Raw genomic sequence first — 21,499 nt, forward strand, 5'->3', positions numbered from 1 at the left:
GGGGCACCCCCGTGCCGCGCCAGTTCACGCTCTTCACCGGCCAATGGGCCGACCTGCCGCTCGAGGAGGTCTGCCGGCTGGCCCGCGACTTCGGCTACGACGGCCTGGAACTCGCCTGCTGGGGCGACCACTTCGAGGTCGACAAGGCCCTCGCCGACCCCGGCTACCTCGACTCCAGGAAGGCCCTGCTCGACAAGTACGGCCTGATGTGCCGGGCGGTCTCCAACCACCTCGTCGGGCAGGCCGTCTGCGACGCCATCATCGACGAACGCCACCAGGCGATCCTGCCGGCGGCGATCTGGGGCGACGGCGAGGCGGAGGGCGTCCGGCAGCGGGCCGCCGCCCGGATGAAGGACACCGCGCGGGCCGCGGCCGCGTTCGGCGTCGACACCGTCATCGGCTTCACCGGCTCCGCGATCTGGCACCTGGTCGCGATGTTCCCGCCGGCGCCCGAGTCGATGATCGACCGCGGCTACCAGGACTTCGCCGACCGCTGGAACCCGATCCTGGACGTCTTCGACGCCGAGGGCGTACGGTTCGCGCACGAGGTCCACCCCAGCGAGATCGCCTACGACTACTGGACCACCCAGCGGGCCCTGCAAGCGGTGGACCACCGCCCGGCCTTCGGCCTGAACTTCGACCCCTCGCACTTCGTGTGGCAGGACCTGGACCCGGTCGGCTTCCTGTGGGACTTCCGCGAGCGCATCTACCACGTGGACTGCAAGGAGGCCCGCAAGCGCCTCGACGGCCGCAACGGCCGCCTCGGCTCCCACCTGCCCTGGGGCGACCCGCGGCGCGGCTGGGACTTCGTCTCCGCCGGCCACGGTGACGTGCCCTGGGAGGACGTCTTCCGGATGCTGCGCTCCATCGGCTACGAGGGGCCCGTCTCGGTGGAGTGGGAGGACGCCGGCATGGACCGGCTCCAGGGCGCCCCCGAGGCGCTGGCCCGCCTGAAGGCGTACGACTTCGAGCCCCCGTCGGCCTCGTTCGACGCGGCGTTCGGCAACTGACACACACTCCGCGGCCCTCCGGGACGACGTCCCGGAGGCGACCTCCGCCGGGCGCCGGGACCCCGTCCCGGTGACCCGAACCGCCGGGACCTCGTCCCGGTGACCCGAACTCCCGGGACCTCGTCCCGGTGACCCGCGCTCCGGGATGACGGCGCATCCCGGCGTCCGCACCCGCCCGTACAACCGGCCCCTCATCTGGAGGCATTCGTGCACGGGAACGACCGCACCACCAGATCCCCTCGCTCACGTCTGCGCACGGCACTCGCGCTGTTCAGCGGTGCCCTGCTCGCGGGCGCCACCCTCACCCTCACCACACCCCCGGCCGGCGCAGCCGTCGCCGACACGGGGAGCGCGGCGGCCGCCGAGGACTTCCAGCAGGTCACCCTCGCCAAGGGCGAGGCGGAGGTCGGCGAGCCGATGTCGCTGGCCGTGCTGCCGGACCGCTCCGTCCTGCACACCTCCCGCGACGGCGAACTGCGCCTGACCGACGCCGCCGGCAACACCAAGCTCGCCGGCAAGCTCGCCGTGTACTCCCACGACGAGGAAGGACTCCAAGGCGTCGGCGTCGACCCGGACTTCGCGAGCAACCGCTTCATCTACCTGTACTACGCGCCGCCGCTGAACACCCCCGCGGGCGACGCCCCCGAGACCGGCACCGCCGCCGACTTCGCGCCCTTCGACGGCGTCAACCGGCTCTCGCGGTTCGTGCTGAAGACCGACGGCACCCTCGACCTCGCCAGCGAGAAGCAGATCCTCGACGTCCCCACCACCCGCGGCCTGTGCTGCCACGTCGGCGGTGACATCGACTTCGACGCGGCCGGCAACCTCTACCTGTCGACGGGCGACGACACCAACCCGTTCCAGTCCGACGGCTACACCCCGATCGACGAACGCGCGGACCGCAACCCCGGCTTCGACGCCCAGCGCACCGCCGGCAACACCAACGACCTGCGCGGCAAGATCCTGCGCATCAAGGTCAACGCCGACGGCTCCTACTCCATCCCCGACGGCAACCTGTTCGCGCCGGGCACGGCGAAGACGCGGCCCGAGATCTACGCCATGGGCTTCCGCAACCCGTTCCGGTTCAGCGTCGACAAGAAGACCGGCATCCTCTACGTCGGCGACTACGGCCCCGACGCCGGCTCCGCCAGCCCCACCCGCGGCCCCGCCGGCCAGGTCGAGTTCGCCCGGGTCACCGCCCCCGGCAACTTCGGCTGGCCGTACTGCACGGGCGCCAACGACGCCTACGTCGACTACGATTTCGCCACCAAGACCTCCGGCGCCTCCTTCGACTGCAACGCGCCGAAGAACACCTCCCCGCACAACACCGGCCTGACCGACCTGCCCCCGGCCCAGCCCGCCTGGATCCCCTACGACGGCGGCTCCGTGCCCGAGTTCGGCACCGGCTCCGAGTCCCCGATGGGCGGCCCGGTCTACCACTACGACCCGGCGCTCGACTCGCCCGTGAAGTTCCCCGAGGCCTACGACGGCAACTTCTTCGCCGGTGAGTTCGGCCGCCGCTGGATCAAGCGGATCGTCACCGACGACGCCGGCACCGTGCAGTCCATCAACCCCTTCCCCTGGAACGGCACCCAGGTGATGGACATGGCCTTCGGCCCCGACGGCGCGCTCTACGTCCTCGACTACGGCCTGGCCTGGTTCGGCGGCGACGACAACTCCGCGCTGTACCGCATCGAGAACGCCACCGACGGCCACTCCCCGGTCCCGCAGGCCGCCGCGAGCCGCACCAACGGGCAGGCGCCGCTGAAGGTGACCTTCTCCTCCGCCGGCACCACCGACCAGGACGGCGACGCCCTGACGTACAGCTGGGACTTCGGCGACGGCGGCACCTCCACCGAGGCGAACCCGACGTACAAGTACAAGAAGAACGGCACCTACACCGCGACGCTGACCGCCAAGGACCCGAGCGGCCGCACCGGCAGCGCGAGCGTGCAGATCGTCGTCGGCAACACCGCCCCCACCGTCACCCTGGAACTCCCGCAGGACGGCCAGCTGTTCAGCTTCGGTGACGCCATCCCGTTCAAGGTGAGGGTCACCGACCCCGAGGACGGCAAGGCGATCGACTGCTCCAAGGTCACCGTCACCTTCGTCCTCGGCCACGACAGCCACGGCCATCCGCTGACCTCCGCCACCGGCTGCTCCGGCACCATCCAGACCAGCGCCGACGGCGGCCACGACGAGGACGCCAACATCTTCGGTGTCTTCGACGCCCAGTACACCGACAACGGAGGCGGCGGCCAGGCCCCGCTCACCACGCACGCCCGGCACGTCACCCAGCCCAAGCACCGCCAGGCCGAGCACTTCGGCAACAGCTCCGGCGTCGACGTCATCACCAAGGACACCGCGCACGGCGGCCGGACCGTCGGCAACATCGACAACGGCGACTGGATCTCCTTCACGCCGTACGTCCTGAGCAACGCCACCAAGATCACCGCCCGGGTCTCCTCCGGCGGCGCCGGAGGCACCCTCGAGGTGCGCGCCGGCTCCCCGACCGGCACCCTGCTCGGCACGGCGGCCGTCCCGGTCACCGGCGGCTGGGAGACCTTCCAGGACGTCCAGGCCGACCTGTCCCGCGCACCGCGCGGCACCACCACGCTGTACCTGGTCTTCAAGGGCGGCACCGGCGCGCTGTTCGACGTGGACGACTTCACCTTCACCACGAGCTGAGAGGAGGACGCCATGCGAACCGTCGGCAGAGTCACCACCGCCGCCGCGACCGCCGCGCTGCTGCTCGGCTGCGCCACCGGCCCGGCGACCTCCCAGCCCGGTGACGACGGCAAGCGGGTGCTGGTCTTCTCCAAGACGGCCGGCTTCCGCCACGACTCCATCCCGGACGGCGTGGCCGCCCTGAAGCAGCTCGGTGCCGGCGGCGGCTTCACCGTCGACGTCACCGAGGACGCGGGCGCCTTCACCCCGGGCAACCTGCGCCGGTACGACGCGGTGGTGTTCCTGTCCACCACCGGGGACGTGCTGAACCCCGCCCAGCAGCGCGCCTTCGAGGACTACGTCCACCGCGGCGGCGGCTACGTCGGCATCCACGCCGCCGCCGACACCGAGTACGACTGGGCGTTCTACGGCGGCCTCGCCGGCGCGTACTTCCAGTCGCACCCGGCGATCCAGCCCGCCACCGTGAACGTGGAGGACCGCGCCCACCCGGCGACCGCCCACCTCGGGCCCACCTGGGAGCGCACCGACGAGTGGTACAACTACCGCTCCGACCCGCGCGAGCGGGCCCACGTCCTCGCCTCAATGGACGAGTCCTCCTACTCCGGCGGCACCATGAACGGCGACCACCCGATCGCCTGGTGCCAGGAGTACCAGGGCGGCCGCGCCTTCTACACCGGCGGCGGCCACACCAAGGAGTCCTACGCCGACCCCGCCTTCCGGCAGCACCTGCTCGGCGGCATCCGGTACGCCATCGGCGCCGCCCAGGCCGACTGCCGCCCGGAGAACGGCTACCGGCCGCTCTTCGACGGCACCTCCCTGGACGGCTGGCGGCAGGCCGGACCCGGCTCCTTCACCCTGTCCGACGACGGCACGCTCACCTCGTCCGGCGGGATGGGCCTGCTGTGGTACGCCGACCAGAGCTTCGGGTCGTACTCCCTGAAGCTCGACTGGAAGACGGCCGGCGACGACAACTCCGGTGTGTTCGTGGGCTTCCCGCCCTCGGACGACCCGTGGTCGGCCGTGAACAACGGATACGAGGTCCAGATCGACGCCACCGACGTCCCGGAGAAGACCACCGGGTCCGTCTACGGCTTCCAGTCCGCCGACCTGAAGAAGCGCGACCTCGCGCTGAACCCGCCGGGGGAGTGGAACACGTACGAGATCCGCGTGCAGGGCGAGCGCCTGCGCGTCTGGCTCAACGGCGTGCAGATCAACGACTTCACCAACACCGACCCGGCCCGGAGCCTCACGGACGGCCACATCGGCATCCAGAACCACGGAGCGGATGACGAGGTGTCCTTCCGCGACATCCGGATCAAGGAACTGCCCGCCCAGGGCGACTGAGCGGCGGCGGGCGGGGGACGCCGGACCCCCGCCCGCCGCTTTCCCACCCGTCACGGGTTTCCCGTACGCGACAAGGAGGCTGCCCATGTCCGCGTCCAGAACCGGAGTGTGGCTGATCGGCGCCCGAGGTTCGGTCGCCACCACCGTGGTGGCGGGCTGCGCCGCGCTGACGGCGGGCCTGCACCCGCCGACCGGGATGGTCACCGAGAGCCCGGCGTTCGCCGCGGCCGGACTGCCCCCGCTGGGCGCGCTGGTCTTCGGCGGACACGACACCGTCGACTGCCCGCTGCCCAAACGGGCCGAACACCTGGCGTCGGCCGGCGTGCTGCCGCACGGCCTGCCCGCCGCCGTCGCCGCCGAACTCGCCGCCGCCGACCGGGAGATCCGGCCCGGCGGACCCCTGTCGGGCGACACCGGCACCGCCGACCGGCTCATCGGCACCTTCGCCGCCGACCTGCGGGACTTCCGCGAACGCCACGAGCTGGCACGGGTCGTCGTGGTGAACGTCGCCTCCACCGAACCGGCACCCCGCGACGCGGAGCTGCCCCCGAGTTCCCTCTACGCGGCGGCCGCCCTGCGCGCCGGCTGCCCGTACGTCAACTTCACCCCCTCCACCGGACTGCACCACCCCGCGCTGGCCGACGCCGCCGCGGCGAGCGGACTGCCGTACGCCGGACGCGACGGCAAGACCGGGCAGACCCTGCTGCGGTCCGTGCTCGGGCCGATGTTCGCCCAGCGCGCGCTCACCGTGCGCGCCTGGTCCGGCACCAACCTGCTCGGCGGCGGCGACGGCGCCGCCCTCGCCGACCCGGCCGCCGCGGCCGCCAAGAACGCCGGCAAGGAACGCGTCCTGACCGACACCCTCGGCACCGTCCCCGAGGGCGAGGTGCACATCGACGACGTACCGGCCCTCGGCGACTTCAAGACCGCCTGGGACCACGTCGCCTTCGACGGCTTCCTCGGCGCGCGCATGGTCCTGCAGACCATCTGGCAGGGCTGCGACTCCGCCCTCGCCGCGCCCCTCGTGCTCGACCTGGCCCGGCTCACCGCACGCGCCCACGAGGCGGGCCTGAGCGGCCCGCTCACCGACCTCGGCTTCTACTTCAAGGACCCGGTGGGGGACGGCCCGGCGGCGCTCGGGGAGCAGTACGCGGCGCTGCTGCGCTTCGCCGCGCGGCTGAGCGGGGACCGGCGGTGAGCCCCCGGCTGCGCGCCTGGGCCGAACTGCTGCGGCTGCCCGCCCTGTGCACGGTCCCCGGGGACGTCCTGGCGGGCGCCGCGGCCGCCGGCGTACGGCCCGGCCGGCGCACGCTGCTCGCCGTCGGCGCCTCCGTGTGCCTGTACGAGGCCGGCATGGCCCTCAACGACTGGGCGGACCGCGCCGAGGACGCCGTGGACCGCCCGCACCGGCCGCTCCCGTCCGGCCGCGTCCGCCCCGCCGCGGCCCTCACGGCGGCCGGTGCGCTCACGGCGGCCGGCCTGGGCCTCGCGGCCCGCGCCGGCCGCCCCGCCCTCACGGTCGCCGCCCCGCTCGCGGCCACCGTGTGGGCGTACGACCTGGCCCTCAAGCACACCCCGGCCGGTCCGGCCGCCATGGCGGCGGCCCGCGCCCTCGACCTCCTGCTGGGCGCCGCCACCGCCGGCCGCACCCGGGCGGCGCTGCCGTCTGCGGCCCTGCTCGGCGCCCACACCCTCGCGGTCACGACCGTCTCCCGCACGGAGGCCCGCGGCGGCAACGCCGTCGCCCCGCTGGCCGCCCTGGCGGCGACCGCCCTGCTCGCCCACCGACTCCCGGCAGCCCGCGGCGCCGCAGCCACCCGCGGGCTGCCGGGCCCCACGCCCGCCACCGGCACCGCGGCGCACCCGACGACGGCCCGCACCCGGGCCCCCGCCGCGGGGCCGGCCCGCACACGGACCCCCGCCGCCGGGACGGCCCGCACACGGACCCCCGCCGCGGGGCCGGCAGGCACCCGGACCCCCGCCGCGGGGGCGCCCGCCGCCCGGACGCGGCACGCCGCCGCCCCGGCCGCCTTCGCCCCGCGCCCGGCCGACGCCCTGGTCCCCGCTCTCGCCGCCCTGTACGCCCTCACCGCCGCCCGTCCCTACGCCCACGCCGTCCTCAACCCCTCGCCCCAGCTCACCCAGCGCGCCGTCGGCGCCGGCATCCGGGCCACCGTCCCGCTCCAGGCGGCGCTGGCCGCCCGCTCCGGCGCCCGGGCCGGCGCCCTGCTGGTCGCCGCGCTCGCCCCCCTGGGCGCCCGCCTCGCGAGGAAGGTGAGCATCACATGAGCCTCCGCTTCGGCTACGGCACCAACGGCCTCGCCGACCTGCGCCTGGACGACGCCCTCGGCCTCCTCGCCGACCTCGGCTACGACGGCGTGGGCCTGACCCTCGACCACATGCACCTCGACCCGCTGGCCCCCGACCATGCCGCCCGCACCCGGCACGTCGCCCGGCGCCTGGCCGCGCTCGGCCTGACGGTCACCGTGGAGACCGGCGCCCGCTACGTCCTCGACCCGCGCCGCAAGCACGGCCCCTCCCTGCTGGACGCCGACCCCGGCGACCGGGCCCGCCGCACCGGCCTGCTGCTGCGCGCCGTGGAGATCGCCGCCGGCCTCGGCGCGCACGCCGTGCACTGCTTCAGCGGTGTCACCCCGGACGGCACGGATCCGGACACCGCCTGGAAGCGGCTCGCGGACGCCCTCGCGCCCGTGCTGGACGCGGCGGCCGACGCCGGCGTCCCGCTCGCGGTCGAACCCGAGCCGGGCCATCTCCTCGCCACCCTCGACGACTTCCACCACCTGCGCCACCTGCTCGGCGACCCGGCACCCCTCGGCCTCACCCTCGACATCGGTCACTGCCGGTGCCTGGAGCCCCTGCCGCCCGCCGACTGTGTGCGCGCCGCAGCGCCCTGGATCCGCCATGTGCAGATCGAGGACATGCGGCGCGGCGTCCACGAGCACCTCCCCCTCGGCGACGGCGAGATCGACTTCCCGCCCGTCCTTGAGGCCCTCGACGAAACCGGCTACCGGGGCCTCACCGTCGTCGAACTGCCCCGCCACTCCCACGCGGGACCGCACTTCGCGGCCCTCTCCCTGCCCTTCCTCAGGCACGCCCAAGGGAGCACCTCATGACCCACCGCACCGTCGACGACCTGCGCGAGCGGCTCCCCGGCGCCGCCCGCGCCTGGCTCGACCAGGCCCTGGACGAGGCCGCCGCACACCCCGGCGCGCACGGCCCGATCTCCGTGTGGGAGCTGCGCCTGGCCGAGGCCGGCCGGCGCTGCGGCCCCGAGCACGCGGCGGCCGCCCGCGCCCTCATCCTCGCCGCGGCCCGCCCCGCACCGGACGCCCTGGCCCGCGTCTACCACCAGGGCACCGCCGAGGAACGCCTCGCCGTGCTGCGGGCGCTGCCCCGGCTGGTGACCGGCCCCGAGGCGCTGCCGCTCGTCGAGGACGCCCTGCGCACCAACGACACCCGGCTGCTGGCCGCCGCCGTCGGCCCCTACGCCGCCGTCCACCTCGCCCCGCACGCCTGGCGGCACGCCGTACTGAAGTGCCTGTTCACCGGCGTGAGCGTGGACGCGGTCGCCGACCTGGACCGGCGCGCCGCCGGCGATTCCGAACTCGCCCGCATGCTGCGCGACTACGCCGCCGAACGCACCGCCGCCGGCCGTGCCGTCCCCGGCGACCTGCACCGCGTGCTCGCCCTGACCGAGAAGGGGGACCGGTGATGCGCATCTTCGACCCGCACATCCACATGACGTCCCGCACCACCGACGACTACGCGGCGATGCACGCCGCCGGCGTGCGCGCCGTGGTCGAGCCCGCCTTCTGGCTGGGCCAGCCCCGCACCGCGCCCGCCACCTTCTACGACTACTTCGACTCCCTCCTCGGCTGGGAGCCCTTCCGCGCCGCCCAGTACGGCATCGCCCACCACTGCACGATCGCCCTCAACCCCAAGGAGGCCAACGACCCGCGCTGCCTGCCCGTCCTCGACGAACTGCCCCGCTACCTCGTCAAGGACCGCGTGGTCGCCGTCGGCGAGATCGGCTACGACTCCATGACGCCGGCCGAGGACAAGGCGCTGGCCGCGCAGCTCCAGCTCGCCGCCGACCACGGCCTGCCCGCCCTGGTGCACACCCCGCACCGCGACAAGCTCGCCGGGCTGCGCCGCACCCTCGACGTCGTCCGCGAGTCGGCCCTGCCGCCCGAGCGGGTCCTCGTCGACCACCTCAACGAGACCACCGTGAAGGAGGCCAAGGACAGCGGCTGCTGGCTGGGTTTCTCCGTCTACCCGGACACCAAGATGGACGAGTCCCGCATGGTCGCGATCCTGCGCGACCACGGCCCCGAGCGGGTCCTGGTCAACTCCGCCGCCGACTGGGGCCGCAGCGACCCGCTGAAGATCCGCAAGGTCGCCGACCTGATGCTCGCGGAAGGATTCACCGAGGACGACGTGGACCGCGTCCTGTGGCGCAACCCGGTCGACTTCTACGGCCTCAGCGGCCGCCTCGCGCTCGACGTGACCGGCACCGGCCCCACCCACGAGGGCAACTCCGTGCTGCGCGGCGGGGAGTGACGCCGATGCGCTTCCGCCACCCCGACGGCTCCACCGTCCACCTCGCCTACTGCACCAACGTGCACCCGGCCGAGACCCTCGACGGCGTCCTCGCCCAGCTCCGCGACCACTGCGAGCCGGTGCGCCGCCGCCTGGGCCGCGACCGCCTCGGCATCGGCCTGTGGCTCGCCCAGGACGCGGCGGCGACCCTCGCCGCCGACCCCGCCGCCCTGCGCGGCCTGCGCGACGCACTCGACCGGCGCGGCCTGGAGGTCGTCACCCTCAACGGCTTCCCCTACGAGGGGTTCGGCGCCGAGGAGGTCAAGTACCGGGTGTACCGGCCCGACTGGGGCGACCCGCAGCGGCTGGAGTACACCACCGCCCTCGCCCGCATCCTCACGGGCCTGCTGCCCGACGACGTCACCGAGGGCAGCATCTCCACCCTGCCGCTCGCCTGGCGCACCACGCCGGACATCCGCCCCGCGCTCGACGCGCTGCGCCGGCTCGGCGAACGCCTCGACGCCGTCGCGGAGCTGACCGGCCGCACCGTCCGGGTCGCGGTGGAACCCGAGCCGGGCTGTGTGGTGGAGACGACCGGCGACGCCCTCGCCCCGCTGACCGCGATCGGCCACCCCCGCCTCGGCGTGTGCGTGGACACCTGCCACCTCGCCACCTCCTTCGAGGACCCGGACACCGCCCTGGACGCCCTGACCGCCGCCGGCGTCCCCGTCGTCAAGGCGCAGCTGTCCGCGGCCCTGCACGCCGAGCACCCGCACCTGCCCGAGGTGCGCGAGGCACTGGCCGCCTTCGCCGAACCCCGCTTCCTGCACCAGACCCGCACCCTGACCGCCGCCGGCCTGCGCGGCACCGACGACCTCGACGAGGCCGTGACCGGCGACGCCCTGCCCGACGGCGCGCCCTGGCGGGCCCACTTCCACGTGCCGCTGCACGCCGCCCCCGCCCCGCCCCTGACCTCCACCCTGCCCGTCCTGAAGAGCGCCCTGGCCCGGCTGGCCGGCGGACCGCACCCGCTCACCCGCCACCTGGAGGTCGAGACCTACACCTGGCAGGCGCTGCCGCCCGAGCTGCGCCCCCGCACCCGCGACCGGCTCGTCGACGGCATCGCCGCCGAACTGACCCTGGCCCGCGACCTGCTGACCGACCTCGGCCTGAAGGAGCTGCCGTGAGCCGACCCGAAGCGGACGCCGCCCCGAGCGGCACCGAGCCGACGCCCCTGCTCGTCCTGGACGTCGTCGGCCTCACCCCGCGGCTGCTGGAGCACATGCCGCGCCTGAAGGCCCTCGCCGGCAGCGGCTCCCGCGCCCCGCTGGACACCGTCCTGCCCGCCGTCACCTGCTCCGTGCAGGCCACCTTCCTCACCGGCACCCACCCGGCCGGGCACGGCGTCGTCGGCAACGGCTGGTACTTCCGCGACCTCGGCGACGTCCTGCTGTGGCGGCAGCACAACGCGCTGATCGAGGGCGACAAGGTGTGGGACGCCGCCCGCCGCGCCCACCCCGGCTACACGGTCGCCAACGTCTGCTGGTGGTACGCGATGGGCGCCGACACCGACTGGACGGTCACCCCCCGTCCCGTCTACTACGCCGACGGCCGCAAGGAACCCGACTGCTACACCTGGCCCCCGTCCCTGCACGACGAACTCACCGAGCAGTTCGGCACGTTCCCCCTCTTCCACTACTGGGGACCCACCGCCGACCTCACCTCCAGCCGCTGGATCATCGACGCCACCCGCCACCTCAACCGCACCCGCAGGCCCGACCTGACGCTCTGCTACCTGCCCCACCTCGACTACGACCTCCAGCGCTACGGCCCCGACGACCCGCGCTCCCACCGCGCCGCCGCCGACCTGGACGCCGCGCTCGCCCCGCTGCTGGACGACGCCCGCGCCGAGGGCCGTACCGTGCTCGCCCTGTCCGAGTACGGCATCACCCCCGTGCGCCGCCCCGTCGACATCAACCGGGCCCTGCGCCGCGCCGGGCTCCTCCAGGTCCACACCCAGGACGGCATGGAGTACCTCGACGCGATGGCCTCCCGCGCGTTCGCCGTCGCCGACCACCAGATCGCCCACGTCTACATCCGCCGCCCCGAGGACCTGGCCGCCACCCGCGCCGCCCTCGACGGCCTGCCCGGCCTCGCCGAGCTCCTCGACGACGAGGGCAAGAAGGCCCACCACCTGGACCATCCCCGCGCCGGCGACCTCGTGGCCGTCGCCGACGAGGACGCCTGGTTCACGTACTACTACTGGCTCGACGACGCCCGCGCCCCCGACTTCGCCCGGCTCGTCGACATCCACCGCAAACCCGGCTACGACCCGGCCGAGCTGTTCATGGACCCGCTCGACCCCTATGTGAAACTCCGCGCGGCCGGCGCCCTGGCCCGCAAGAAGCTCGGCCTGCGCTACCGCATGGCGGTCGTGCCCCTCGACCCGGCACCCGTGCGCGGCAGCCACGGCCGCCTCCCCACGAGCGACGACGACGGTCCGCTCGTCCTGTGCTCCACCCCCCGCGCCGTCGGTGACCGTGTCGCGGCCACCGACGTGAAGTCCCTCGTGCTCCACCTCGCCGGTCTGGACGGACCGGCGCACACTGGCGAAGAGAGGCACCCGTGAACGACACGCACACCACCGACGAGCAGCTGCGCCGCTCCCTCGGCATCGGCCGCCGCTCCTTCCTGAGCACCTGCACCGCCGTCGCGGCCGGCGCGATCGCCGCGCCCGTCCTCGGCGCGGCCCCCGTGCACGCCGCCACCCCGGCGGCCGCGGACGGCGGCACCGCCAGAGGCCACGAGCTGGTGCCCGCCGACAAGCGCGGCATCATCCTGTACACCGTGCGCGACGCCATCGGCCGCGACCCGCTGACCACCACCCTGCCCTCCGGTTTCCGCGCCGTCTTCGAGCAGCTGGCCCGGTTCGGCTACCGGCAGGTCGAGTTCGCGGGCTACGGCCAGCACGCCAACGCGCCCGGCGGGGCGAACCTGGAGTCCGTGCAGGGCGCGAAGCTGCTGCGCGGCTGGCTCGACGACTACGGGCTGCGCGCCCAGGGCAACCACGGCTTCATCCCGCCGTCCTGGCCGCTGACCAGCGCCGACCTGGACACCTTCAAGAAGCACCTGGAGATCGCCAACATCCTCGGCATGGCGCACATGGGCACCGGTGGCGACCCCACCTCCAGTGCCGTCAAGTCCGACTGGGACGTGGCCGCCGAGAAGTGGAACGCCCTCGGCGAGATCGCCCGGTCCGCCGGGATCAAGCTGTACACCCACAACCACGACGCGGCCTACGGCTTCCTGCTGGACGGCGGCCCGCTCGACGCCCAGGGCCGGCCGACCCGCAGCTCCGGCCTGCGCAAGCTGGAGTACTTCCTCACCGTCACCGACCCGCAGCTGGTGTGGCTGGAGATGGACGTCTTCTGGGCGCACGTGGCGCAGTACAAGTTCCGCACCTACACCGCCCACGACGGCTCCACGCAGACGAACATCTTCGACCCGGCCGGCCTGGTCGAGCGGTACAACAAGCGCTACCCGCTCTTCCACGCCAAGGACGGCGTCGTCAACACCACCAACGGCATGGGCTACGACATGGTGCCGTTCGGCACCGGCGTGATCGACTACACCACGTTCTTCACCCGCGTCGGCCACCGCAACTACCACAACCCGATGGTCGAGCAGGACAACGCGCCCAGCGCCACCAACCCGGGGCAGTCGCTGGAGCACGCGGCGATCGGCTACCGCAACATGGCGGCCCTGCGCCGCAAGTGACACGACCCCATGAGGAGGGGCCTCCCCGGCGTCACGGGGAGGCCCCTCCTCATGTGCCCGGGTGCCTCAGCCGGCCGAGGCCCGGCCGCGCCCCGGCTGCCGCAGCAGCAGCGCGATCGCCGCAGCGACCATCGAGACACCGCCGGCCAGCGCGTACGCGCCGTTGTAGCCCCACGCCGAGACCACCAGGGACCCCAGGCCGCCGCCGAACAGGCCGCTGATCAGCTTGCCGCTGTACACCAGGCCGTAGTTGGTGGCGTTGTAGTTCTCGCCGAAGTAGTCCGGGGTGAGCGCCGCGAACAGCGGGTAGAACGCGCCGCCGCCGAAGCCGGACAGGAACGCGAAGAACAGGAACAGCCACTCGTTCTTCACGTCCCCGGCCCAGATGACGCCGAACTGCGCGAGGCCCAGCACCACGATCACGAACACCAGGGTGATCTTGCGGCCCCACAGGTCCGACAGCCAGCCGACCACCGCCCGGCCGACGCCGTTGATGACGGCCATCAGGCCCATCGAGGACGCGGCGACCAGCGGCCCGAAACCGACCTCCTTGGCGAAGTCCACCTGGAAGGAGATCCCGAAGATCGACACTCCGGCCGTCATCACGACGGTGATCCACATCAGCGGCAGCATGCCGGTCCGGATCGCCTCCTTCGGCGTGAACTGCCGTACCGCGGGCGGGTTCTTCGCCAGGCTCGTCGCGCTCTTGCCGTTCCCGGAGTGCGACAGCGGGTCGATGTCGGCCGGCCACCAGTTCTTCGGCGGGTCCTTGAAGAAGAACGCGCACACCGCCACCACGACCAGCACGTACACGCCGATCAGGTCCAGCACCTCGTCGTAGTTCCCGGTGTCGAAGGCGTAGTTGAAGATGAAGATGAACGGCAGCGAGCCGTAGGCGAAGCCGCCGTTGACGAAGCCGGTCTTCGCGCCGCGCCGCTCGGGGAACCACTTGCCGACCATGTTGATGCAGGTCGCGTAGACCAGCCCGGAGCCCACTCCGCCGACCACGCCGAAGCCGAGGATCGCCAGGAGCACGTCGTCGAGGTGGGACAGCGCCAGGAAGCCCAGCAGGCACATCCCCGAGCCGGTGTACATGGCCCGCCGCGCGGTCAGGATGCCCCGCTCGCGCAGCCAGCCCGCCGGGAAGGCGATCCCCGCCTGGAAGAACACCCAGACGCTGAGGATCCAGAAGGTGTTGCTCTGCGTCCAGCCGTGCGCCTGGGAGAGGGTGTCCTCCGCGGAGCCGTAGGCGTACTCGGAGACGCTGATCGCCATCATGGATATCCACGGCAGGTACACCATGAACTTCCGCGAGTGGCCGAGCAGGTCCCGGTCCGTCTCGCCGACGCGGTACACCCGCCCCCGGGAGTCGGTCACTTCACGGTACGCGCGCTGTGCCGTGCCGGGGTCGGCCGGCGTGTTCCTTGCTGCCATCGGATCAGCCGTCATGTCAGGCCATCTCCTCGCCGAGGGGGTGGGGATTGGGGAGGACGCGCCGGGCGATGAGCCGGCCCGGAGCCTTGAGGAACAGCGCCAGTGCGGCGCAGAGAAGCCCCGCGCAGCCCGCCGGGAGCAACGCGCCGTGCGGGGTGCGGACAGCGGGGGCGCACAGGACGGGCAGGGCCCAGGCGGCGGCGAGCAGTCCGTGGACGCTCGCGCTGTGGTTCTCACCGAAGTGGTCGGCCGTCATCGCGGTGACCAGCGCGAGGACCGCCCCGCCGGCCAGCCCCACGGCCACACCGGCCACCAGCGGCGGCCGGGCGGCGCCGGCCGCGAGCACGAACTGTGCGGCGCCCAGCACCAGACAGGCCGCGACGAGGGTGGCGCGCCGCCCGAGGAGGTCGGAGACGGCCCCGGCCGCGGCGACGGCGGCCCCGCCCGCCGCGAGGCCCGCGGGAGCGGGCGGCACCGGCAGTCGGAGGTCGAGGACGACGACCGCGGCCGCGCCCAGCAGACACAGTCCCGTCAGCCACAGCACCGGGCTGCGCGCGGCCTCTGCGGGCGTGTGCTGCCGTACGGCGGGAGGGTTGCGCACCCGGACGCGCCGGGCGAGCGGATCGGCCGGCACCCGCAGCGGGCAGGAGTGCGGGGGCCACCAGTCGCGCGGCGGGTCCCGCAGCAGCCGCCCGGCCGCCGCCACCGCCAGGCAGGCCCCGGCGCCCGTCACCGCGAGCCCGGCCGGCCGCAGCCCGAGCAGGAACGGTACGGCGCCGGCGGCGCACCCGCTCACCACCCACCCGGCCGGCCCGCCCCGGCGTTCCGGATACCACCGGCCCGGCAGCGTCAGACAGACCGCCACCACCAGCCCGGCACCGGCGCCGCCCACCGCACCGGCGACCGCGAGCCGCGCCCCGTCGGCGAGCGCGGGCCCCGGCAGGCCGGTGAGCGTCACACAGGCGGCGAGGACGCCGAGCGCTCCAGCGGTGACGGCCCGGCCCGCCGGGAGCCGGCCGCTCTCCCGCAGCCGCCCGGCCGGGAAGGCCACGGCTGCCTGGGCGAGCACCCACACGTGCAGCGCCCCCGGCCGGGCCGCCAGGCACGCGGCGCCGGCCCAACTGATGCCCGCCATGCCCGCCCAGGGCAGGACGACCATCCAGATCCGGGCCCGGCCCAGCAGATCGGCGTCGCGCTCGCCGACCCGGTACACGCGGCCCCTTCGGTCCCGCACCTCCCGGCAGAGCGGGGAGGCGGGGGGATCGGTCGTTCTCACGGCTGTACCCCTTGCGTCGAAAGTTCTGGCCAGCGCCCCCTGTCCATTGCCTTTCGTGCGCGCGCGGGTCCCGGGACCGGCCGACGCGCACCGCCGGCCGGTCCCGTACGTCACTCACCTCATGAACCACCCCCGAGCAGCCCCGCGGCCCGGGCCCAGCGGGCTGTTCCGCCCGGGGGCAACCCCCGGACCCCCGGCCGGTCGTGTCGGGACCCCGGCCGTCACAGCAGCCCCGCGGCCCGGGCCCACCGGTACTTGGCGCCCAGCACCGCCACCGGCTTCTCCGTCGTGTACGGGTAGGCCACGACCCCCCGCTCGAAGAGGTACTGGCAGGCCTCCTCCACCTCCACGTCCCCGGCGAGCGAGGCCACCACCGGCTTGTCGATGCCGCGCTCGCGGAACTCGGCGACCACGCGCGCGGTCAGCTCCGCGAAGACCATCGGCGGTGTGACGATCGTGTGCCAGTAGCCGAGGACGAGCGCGTGGACGCGCGGGTCCTCCAGGCCCAGCCGGATCGTCGCCTCGTACGTCGACGGCGGCTCGCCCCCGGTGATGTCGACGGGGTTGCCGGCCGCGCCGAACGGCGGGATGAACCGGCGGAACGCCTCGTCCAGGTCGGGCGGGATCTCCATCAGCGACAGCCCGTTGTCCGTCACCGCGTCCGACAGCAGCACCCCGCTGCCCCCGGCCCCGGTGATGATCACGACGTTGTCGCCGCGCGGAGTGGGCAGCACGGGCAGCGCGCGGGCGTACTCCAGCATGGCGTTCAGGCCCGGCGCCCGGATGACACCGGCCTGCCGCAGGATGTCGTCGTACACGGCGTCGTCGCCGGCGAGCGCCCCGGTGTGCGAGCCGGCCGCCCTCGCCCCGGCCGCCGTGCGGCCCGCCTTGAGCACCACGACCGGCTTCTTCGGCACGGTCGCCCGCGCGGCCGCCACGAACGCGCGCCCGTCCTTGAGGTCCTCCAGGTGCATCGCGATGCACTCGGTGTGCGGGTCCTCGCCGAACCAGGTGAGCAGGTCGTCCTCGTCCAGGTCGGACTTGTTGCCCAGCCCCACGATCGCCGACACCCCCGTCTTGGTGGCCCGCGCGAAACCGAGGATCGCCATGCCGATCCCGCCCGACTGCGAGGTCAGCGCCACCCCGCCCTTGACGTCGTACGGCGTGCAGAACGTGGCGCACAGGTCCTGCCAGGTGGAGTAGTAGCCGTAGATGTTGGGCCCGAGCAGCCGCACGCCGTACCGCTCGGCGATGGCCACGATCTCCGCCTGGAGCGCGTGCTCGCCGGTCTCCGCGAAACCGGAGGGGATGAGGACGGCGTTGGGGATGCCCTTGCGTCCCACCTCCTCCAAGGCGCCGGCCACGAAGCGGGCGGGGATGGCGAAGACGGCCACATCCACCTCACCGGGAACGTCCGTGACACTCTTGTACGCCTTGCGGCCCAGAATGTCATCGGCCCTGGGGTTCACCGGATGGATGTCCCCGGCGAAACCGCCGTCGACGAGGTTGCGCATCACCGAATGGCCGATCTTCCCTGGCTCGTTGGAGGCGCCGATCACGGCGACTGCGCGGGGCTGCATCAGGCGGCGCATCGAGGTGAGGATCTCCTCGCGCGTGTAGCCGCGGCGGGCGGCCGGCCGGCCGTCCCCGAGAATGATCCGGATGTCGGCGGCGACCGCCCCGTCCGGCGTGGCGATCACCGGGTTCAGGTCCACCTCGGCGATCTCCGGGAAGTCCGCGACCAGATGGGACACCCGGCGGATCTGCTCGGCGAGCGCCCACCGGTCCACGCCCGCCCGGCCGCGCACCCCGCGCAGCACCTCGGCCGCCTTGACGGAGTCGAGCATCGACAGCGCCTCGTCGCCGCTGACCGGGGCCAGCCGGAACGTCACGTCCTTGAGCACCTCGACGAGCACCCCGCCGAGTCCGAACGCCACCACCTTCCCGAACGTCGGGTCGGTGACCGCGCCGACGATGACCTCCTGCCCGGGCGGCAGCAGCTCCTGCACCTGCACGCCCTCGATACGGGCCCCCGGGTCGTACGCCCGCGCGTTCCCGACGATCCGGTGGAAGGCGGCCCTGACGTCCGGCGCGCCCTCCACGCCCACGACGACCCCGCCGGCGTCGGTCTTGTGCAGGATGTCCGGCGAGACGATCTTCATCACCACGGGCCCGCCGAAGCGCGCCGCGGCCGCCACCGCCTCGTCCACGTCCCGCGCCAGCGCCTCACCGGGTACGGCGATGCCGTACGCGTCCGCGATCACCTTGCCCTCGGGCGCGGTGAGCGCGGTGCGCCCCTCGGCGCGCACGGCGTCGAGCAATGCGCGCACCCTCAGCTCTCGGTCCTCGGCCATCACCTCAGATCACCCCGTTCGCCTTCAGCAGGTGCAACTCCTCGTGGCCGAGCCCCAGTTCGCCCACGTACACCTCCGCGTTGTGCTCGCCGAGCAGGGGCGAGCCGGTGATCTCGACGGGGGAGTCGGACAGCTTCAGCGGGCTGCCGACGGTGACGAACTCGCCGCGCTCGGGGTGCGGGACGCGCACGATCATGTCGTTGGCCGCCAGCGAGGCGTCCTCGATGATCTCCTTGGTGGACAGGATCGGCCCGCACGGGATGTCGTGCGCGTTCAGCCGCTCCAGCACCTCCCACTTGGGCAGCGTGGAGGACCACTCCTCGATCAGCTGGAACATCTTGTTCAGCTTCGGCAGCCGCGCCTCGGGGGTGGCCCACTCGGGGTCGTCGGCGAGCTCGGGCCGGCCGATCAGCTCACTGATCGGCTTCCAGCCGACGGGCTGCACGATGACGTACACGTAGTCGTTGGGGCCGCCCGGCGCGCACTTGACCGCCCAGCCGGGCTGGCCGCCGCCGGAGGCGTTGCCGGAGCGGGGCACCTCGTCGCCGAAGTCCTCGTTGGGGTACTCGGCGAGCGGCCCGTGCGCCAGGCGCTGCTGGTCGCGCAGCTTCACCCGGCACAGGTTCAGCACCGCGTGCTGCATGGCCACGTTGACCCGCTGCCCGCGCCCGGTGCGCTCCCGCTGGAACAGCGCGGCGAGGATGCCGGCGACGGCGTGCACGCCCGTGCCCGAGTCGCCGATCTGGGCGCCGGTCGCCAGCGGCGGGCCGTCCTCGAAGCCGGTGGTCGCCATCGAGCCGCCCATGGCCTGCGCGACGACCTCGTACGCCTTGAAGCCCGTGTACGGCCCCTCGCCGAAGCCCTTGATGGAGGCGTACACGATCCGCGGGTTGATCTCCTGGATGCGCTCCCAGGTGAAACCCATCCGGTCGACCGCGCCGGGCCCGAAGTTCTCCACCATGACGTCGCTGCGGCGGATCAGTTCGGTGAGGATCTCCTTGCCGCGCTCGGTCTTGGTGTTCAGCGTGATGCTCCGCTTGTTGCAGTTGAGCATCGTGAAGTAGAGGGAGTCGACGTCCGGCAGGTCGCGCAGCTGCTTGCGGGTGATGTCCCCGCCGGGCGCCTCCAGTTTGATCACGTCGGCGCCGAGCCAGGCGAGCAGCTGGGTCGCGGACGGCCCGGACTGCACGTGCGTCATGTCGAGGACGCGGATGCCGTCAAGTGCCCTGGCGGTCATGTCCGTTCACCTCACTTGTACATCGTCTGGTTCATGGTTCCGGGGGCGTAGGCGTCCGGGTCGACCCACACGTTGATCAGCGAGGGCTTGCCGGACTCGCGGGCGCGGCGCAGGGCCGGGCCGATGTCGGCGGGGTCGCGGACCTCCTCGCCGTGGCCGCCGAGGATCTGCGCGAACTTGTCGTAGGGGACGTCGCCGAGGGTGTTGCCGACCCGCTCGCGCTCCTTGCCGTACTTGGCGGCCTGGCCGTAACGGATCTGGTTCATCGAGGAGTTGTTGCCGACGATGCCGACGAAGGGCAGGTCGTAGCGGACCAGGGTCTCGAAGTCCCAGCCGGTCAGGGAGAACGCGCCGTCGCCGAAGAGGGCGACGACCTCCTTGTCGGGGCGGGCCTGCTTGGCGGCCAGGACGAAGGGGATGCCGACGCCGAGCGTGCCGAGCGGGCCCGGGTCCATCCAGTGGCCGGGCGACTTGGGCTGCACGACCTGCCCGGAGAAGGTGACGATGTCGCCGCCGTCGCCGATGTAGATCGAGTCCTCGGTGAGGAAGTCGTTGATCTCGCCGACCAGCCGGTAGGGGTGGATCGGCGAGGCGTCGGACCGGAGCTGCGGCAGCCGCTTCTCGATCGCGGTCTGCTCGGCGGCGCGCAGCTCGTCCAGCCACTCCTTGCGCCTGGCGGCGCCGCCGTTGACGCGCCCGGAGGCCGCCTCGGTGACCGCCTTCAGCACGAGCCCGGCGTCCCCGACGATGCCGAGGTCGATGTCGCGGTTCTTGCCGACCGTGCGGTAGTCGAGGTCGATCTGCACGACCGTGGCCGCGGGGGAGAGGCGCTTGCCGTAGCCCATGCGGAAGTCGAAGGGGGTGCCGACGATCACGATGACGTCGGCGTGGGAGAAGGCGTAGCGGCGCGAGAGCTGGAAGTGGTGCGGGTCGCCCGGGGGGAGGGTGCCGCGTCCGGCTCCGTTCATGTACGCCGGGATGTTCAGGGTGCGGACCAGCTCGGTCGCGGCCTCGGTGCCGCGGGTCGTCCACACCTGACTGCCCAGCAGGACGGCCGGTTTCTCCGCGTGCACGAGGAGGTCGGCGAGCTTCTCGATCGCCTCCGGGTCGCCGGCCGAACGGGTCGAGGCGCGGTAGGCGCCGGCCTTCGGCACCCGGGCCGTTGCGGCCGGCACCTTGGCGTCCAGCACGTCGCGCGGGATCTCCAGGAACGAGGGGCCGGGCGCGCCGTGGAAGCACTCGCGGAACGCCATCGACACCATGTCCGCCGCGCGGGCCGTGTCCGGCACGGTCGCCGCGAACTTGGTGATCGGCGCCATCATGTCGACGTGCGGCAGGTCCTGCAGGGACCCCATCTTGTGCTGGGTGAGCGCCCCTTGGCCGCCGATCAGCAGCAGGGGGGACTCCGCCCGGAAGGCGTTGGCGACACCGGTGACCGCGTCGGTGGTGCCCGGCCCGGCGGTGACGACCGCGCAGCCGGGCCTGCCGGTGAGGCGCGCGTAGCCGTCGGCGGCGTGGGCGGCGACCTGCTCGTGCCGGACGTCCACGACGTCGATGCCCTCGTCCACGCAGCCGTCGTAGATGTCGATGATGTGGCCGCCGCACAAGGTGTAGATGCGGTCGACCCCCTCCGCCTTGAGCGCCTTGGCGACGAGGTGACCACCGGAGATGAGGTCCTGGTTGTCGTCGGGCATGGCGACGTCCCGTCCCTTCGTTGGGGGCTCGCTTCGTACATTGCATACAGTCGACGAATACTGTATGAACCTTGTTATCCCGCATCCGATGGGTGGTGTCCAGGGGGCGTGCGGCACTTTCACGA

The 21,499-nt window shown here is 73.4% G+C and carries 16 protein-coding genes; 11 read left to right on the plus strand and 5 right to left on the minus strand.

The genetic code is table 11. The features are described from left to right. The first annotated feature begins 11 nt into the window (after positions 1-11). The 11 genes from ACF1AL_RS07660 to ACF1AL_RS07710 all read left to right on the plus strand — a co-directional run bounded on the left by ACF1AL_RS07660 (position 12) and on the right by ACF1AL_RS07710 (position 13,379). On the plus strand, positions 12-1,010 hold the full coding sequence (locus ACF1AL_RS07660) for a sugar phosphate isomerase/epimerase family protein (protein WP_384205798.1): 999 nt from the start codon (positions 12-14) through the stop codon (positions 1,008-1,010). A gap of 207 nt (positions 1,011-1,217) precedes the next feature. Continuing rightward, positions 1,218-3,698: a PQQ-dependent sugar dehydrogenase gene (locus ACF1AL_RS07665; protein ID WP_391825536.1), complete on the plus strand. Its 2,481-nt coding sequence runs from the start codon at positions 1,218-1,220 to the stop codon at positions 3,696-3,698. Between the two features lie 12 nt (positions 3,699-3,710). Continuing rightward, positions 3,711-5,042 (plus strand): ThuA domain-containing protein, encoded by a 1,332-nt coding sequence (locus ACF1AL_RS07670; RefSeq protein WP_391825537.1) that lies wholly within the window; start codon positions 3,711-3,713, stop codon positions 5,040-5,042. An 85-nt stretch (positions 5,043-5,127) separates the two neighbouring features. Beyond that, complete coding sequence (locus ACF1AL_RS07675) at positions 5,128-6,240, plus strand: inositol-3-phosphate synthase (protein WP_384205791.1); 1,113 nt, start codon at positions 5,128-5,130, stop codon at positions 6,238-6,240. Continuing rightward, positions 6,237-7,331: an SCO3242 family prenyltransferase gene (locus ACF1AL_RS07680; protein ID WP_391825538.1), complete on the plus strand. Its 1,095-nt coding sequence runs from the start codon at positions 6,237-6,239 to the stop codon at positions 7,329-7,331. Before ACF1AL_RS07675 ends, ACF1AL_RS07680 begins: the two co-directional genes overlap by 4 nt. Further along, entirely contained in the window at positions 7,328-8,176 is an 849-nt protein-coding gene (locus ACF1AL_RS07685; RefSeq protein ID WP_391825539.1) for a sugar phosphate isomerase/epimerase family protein, read from the plus strand. Before ACF1AL_RS07680 ends, ACF1AL_RS07685 begins: the two co-directional genes overlap by 4 nt. Further along, a complete protein-coding gene (locus ACF1AL_RS07690) occupies positions 8,173-8,775 on the plus strand; it encodes an EboA domain-containing protein (RefSeq protein ID WP_384205784.1) in 603 nt (200 codons plus the stop codon). Before ACF1AL_RS07685 ends, ACF1AL_RS07690 begins: the two co-directional genes overlap by 4 nt. Then, the gene (locus ACF1AL_RS07695; protein WP_391825540.1) at positions 8,775-9,623 is read left to right on the plus strand and encodes a TatD family hydrolase; all 849 of its coding nucleotides are present in this window, start codon (positions 8,775-8,777) and stop codon (positions 9,621-9,623) included. The genes ACF1AL_RS07690 and ACF1AL_RS07695 overlap by 1 nt, the downstream gene beginning before the upstream one ends. A gap of 5 nt (positions 9,624-9,628) precedes the next feature. Further along, the gene (gene eboE / locus ACF1AL_RS07700) at positions 9,629-10,789 is read left to right on the plus strand and encodes a metabolite traffic protein EboE (RefSeq protein ID WP_391825541.1); all 1,161 of its coding nucleotides are present in this window, start codon (positions 9,629-9,631) and stop codon (positions 10,787-10,789) included. Then, on the plus strand, positions 10,786-12,231 hold the full coding sequence (locus tag ACF1AL_RS07705) for an alkaline phosphatase family protein (RefSeq protein ID WP_391818656.1): 1,446 nt from the start codon (positions 10,786-10,788) through the stop codon (positions 12,229-12,231). The genes eboE and ACF1AL_RS07705 overlap by 4 nt, the downstream gene beginning before the upstream one ends. Further along, complete coding sequence (locus ACF1AL_RS07710) at positions 12,228-13,379, plus strand: sugar phosphate isomerase/epimerase family protein (RefSeq protein ID WP_391695444.1); 1,152 nt, start codon at positions 12,228-12,230, stop codon at positions 13,377-13,379. The genes ACF1AL_RS07705 and ACF1AL_RS07710 overlap by 4 nt, the downstream gene beginning before the upstream one ends. Positions 13,380-13,445: 66 nt before the next feature. On the opposite strand, the gene ACF1AL_RS07715 is transcribed toward ACF1AL_RS07710, so the two are convergent. From ACF1AL_RS07715 to ACF1AL_RS07735, 5 genes are all read right to left on the minus strand, one after another. Next, positions 13,446-14,828 (minus strand): OFA family MFS transporter, encoded by a 1,383-nt coding sequence (locus ACF1AL_RS07715; RefSeq protein WP_366836780.1) that lies wholly within the window; start codon positions 14,826-14,828, stop codon positions 13,446-13,448. A 1-nt stretch (position 14,829) separates the two neighbouring features. Continuing rightward, positions 14,830-16,089 carry an MFS transporter gene (locus tag ACF1AL_RS07720; protein WP_391825542.1) on the minus strand — a complete coding sequence of 420 codons (1,260 nt, stop codon included), beginning with the start codon at positions 16,087-16,089 and terminating at the stop codon, positions 14,830-14,832. Between the two features lie 221 nt (positions 16,090-16,310). Then, complete coding sequence (locus tag ACF1AL_RS07725; RefSeq protein WP_391825543.1) at positions 16,311-18,443, minus strand: acetate--CoA ligase family protein; 2,133 nt, start codon at positions 18,441-18,443, stop codon at positions 16,311-16,313. Positions 18,444-18,447: 4 nt separating this feature from the next. After that, positions 18,448-19,680 (minus strand): formyl-CoA transferase, encoded by a 1,233-nt coding sequence (gene frc, locus ACF1AL_RS07730; protein ID WP_391825544.1) that lies wholly within the window; start codon positions 19,678-19,680, stop codon positions 18,448-18,450. Positions 19,681-19,691: 11 nt separating this feature from the next. Further along, positions 19,692-21,374, minus strand: coding sequence for a thiamine pyrophosphate-binding protein (locus tag ACF1AL_RS07735; RefSeq protein ID WP_391779829.1), 1,683 nt, complete (start codon positions 21,372-21,374; stop codon positions 19,692-19,694). Positions 21,375-21,499 lie beyond the last annotated feature (125 nt).

The sequence above is a fragment of the Streptomyces sp. NPDC014801 genome, from assembly GCF_043082085.1.
Lineage (GTDB): Bacteria > Actinomycetota > Actinomycetes > Streptomycetales > Streptomycetaceae > Streptomyces.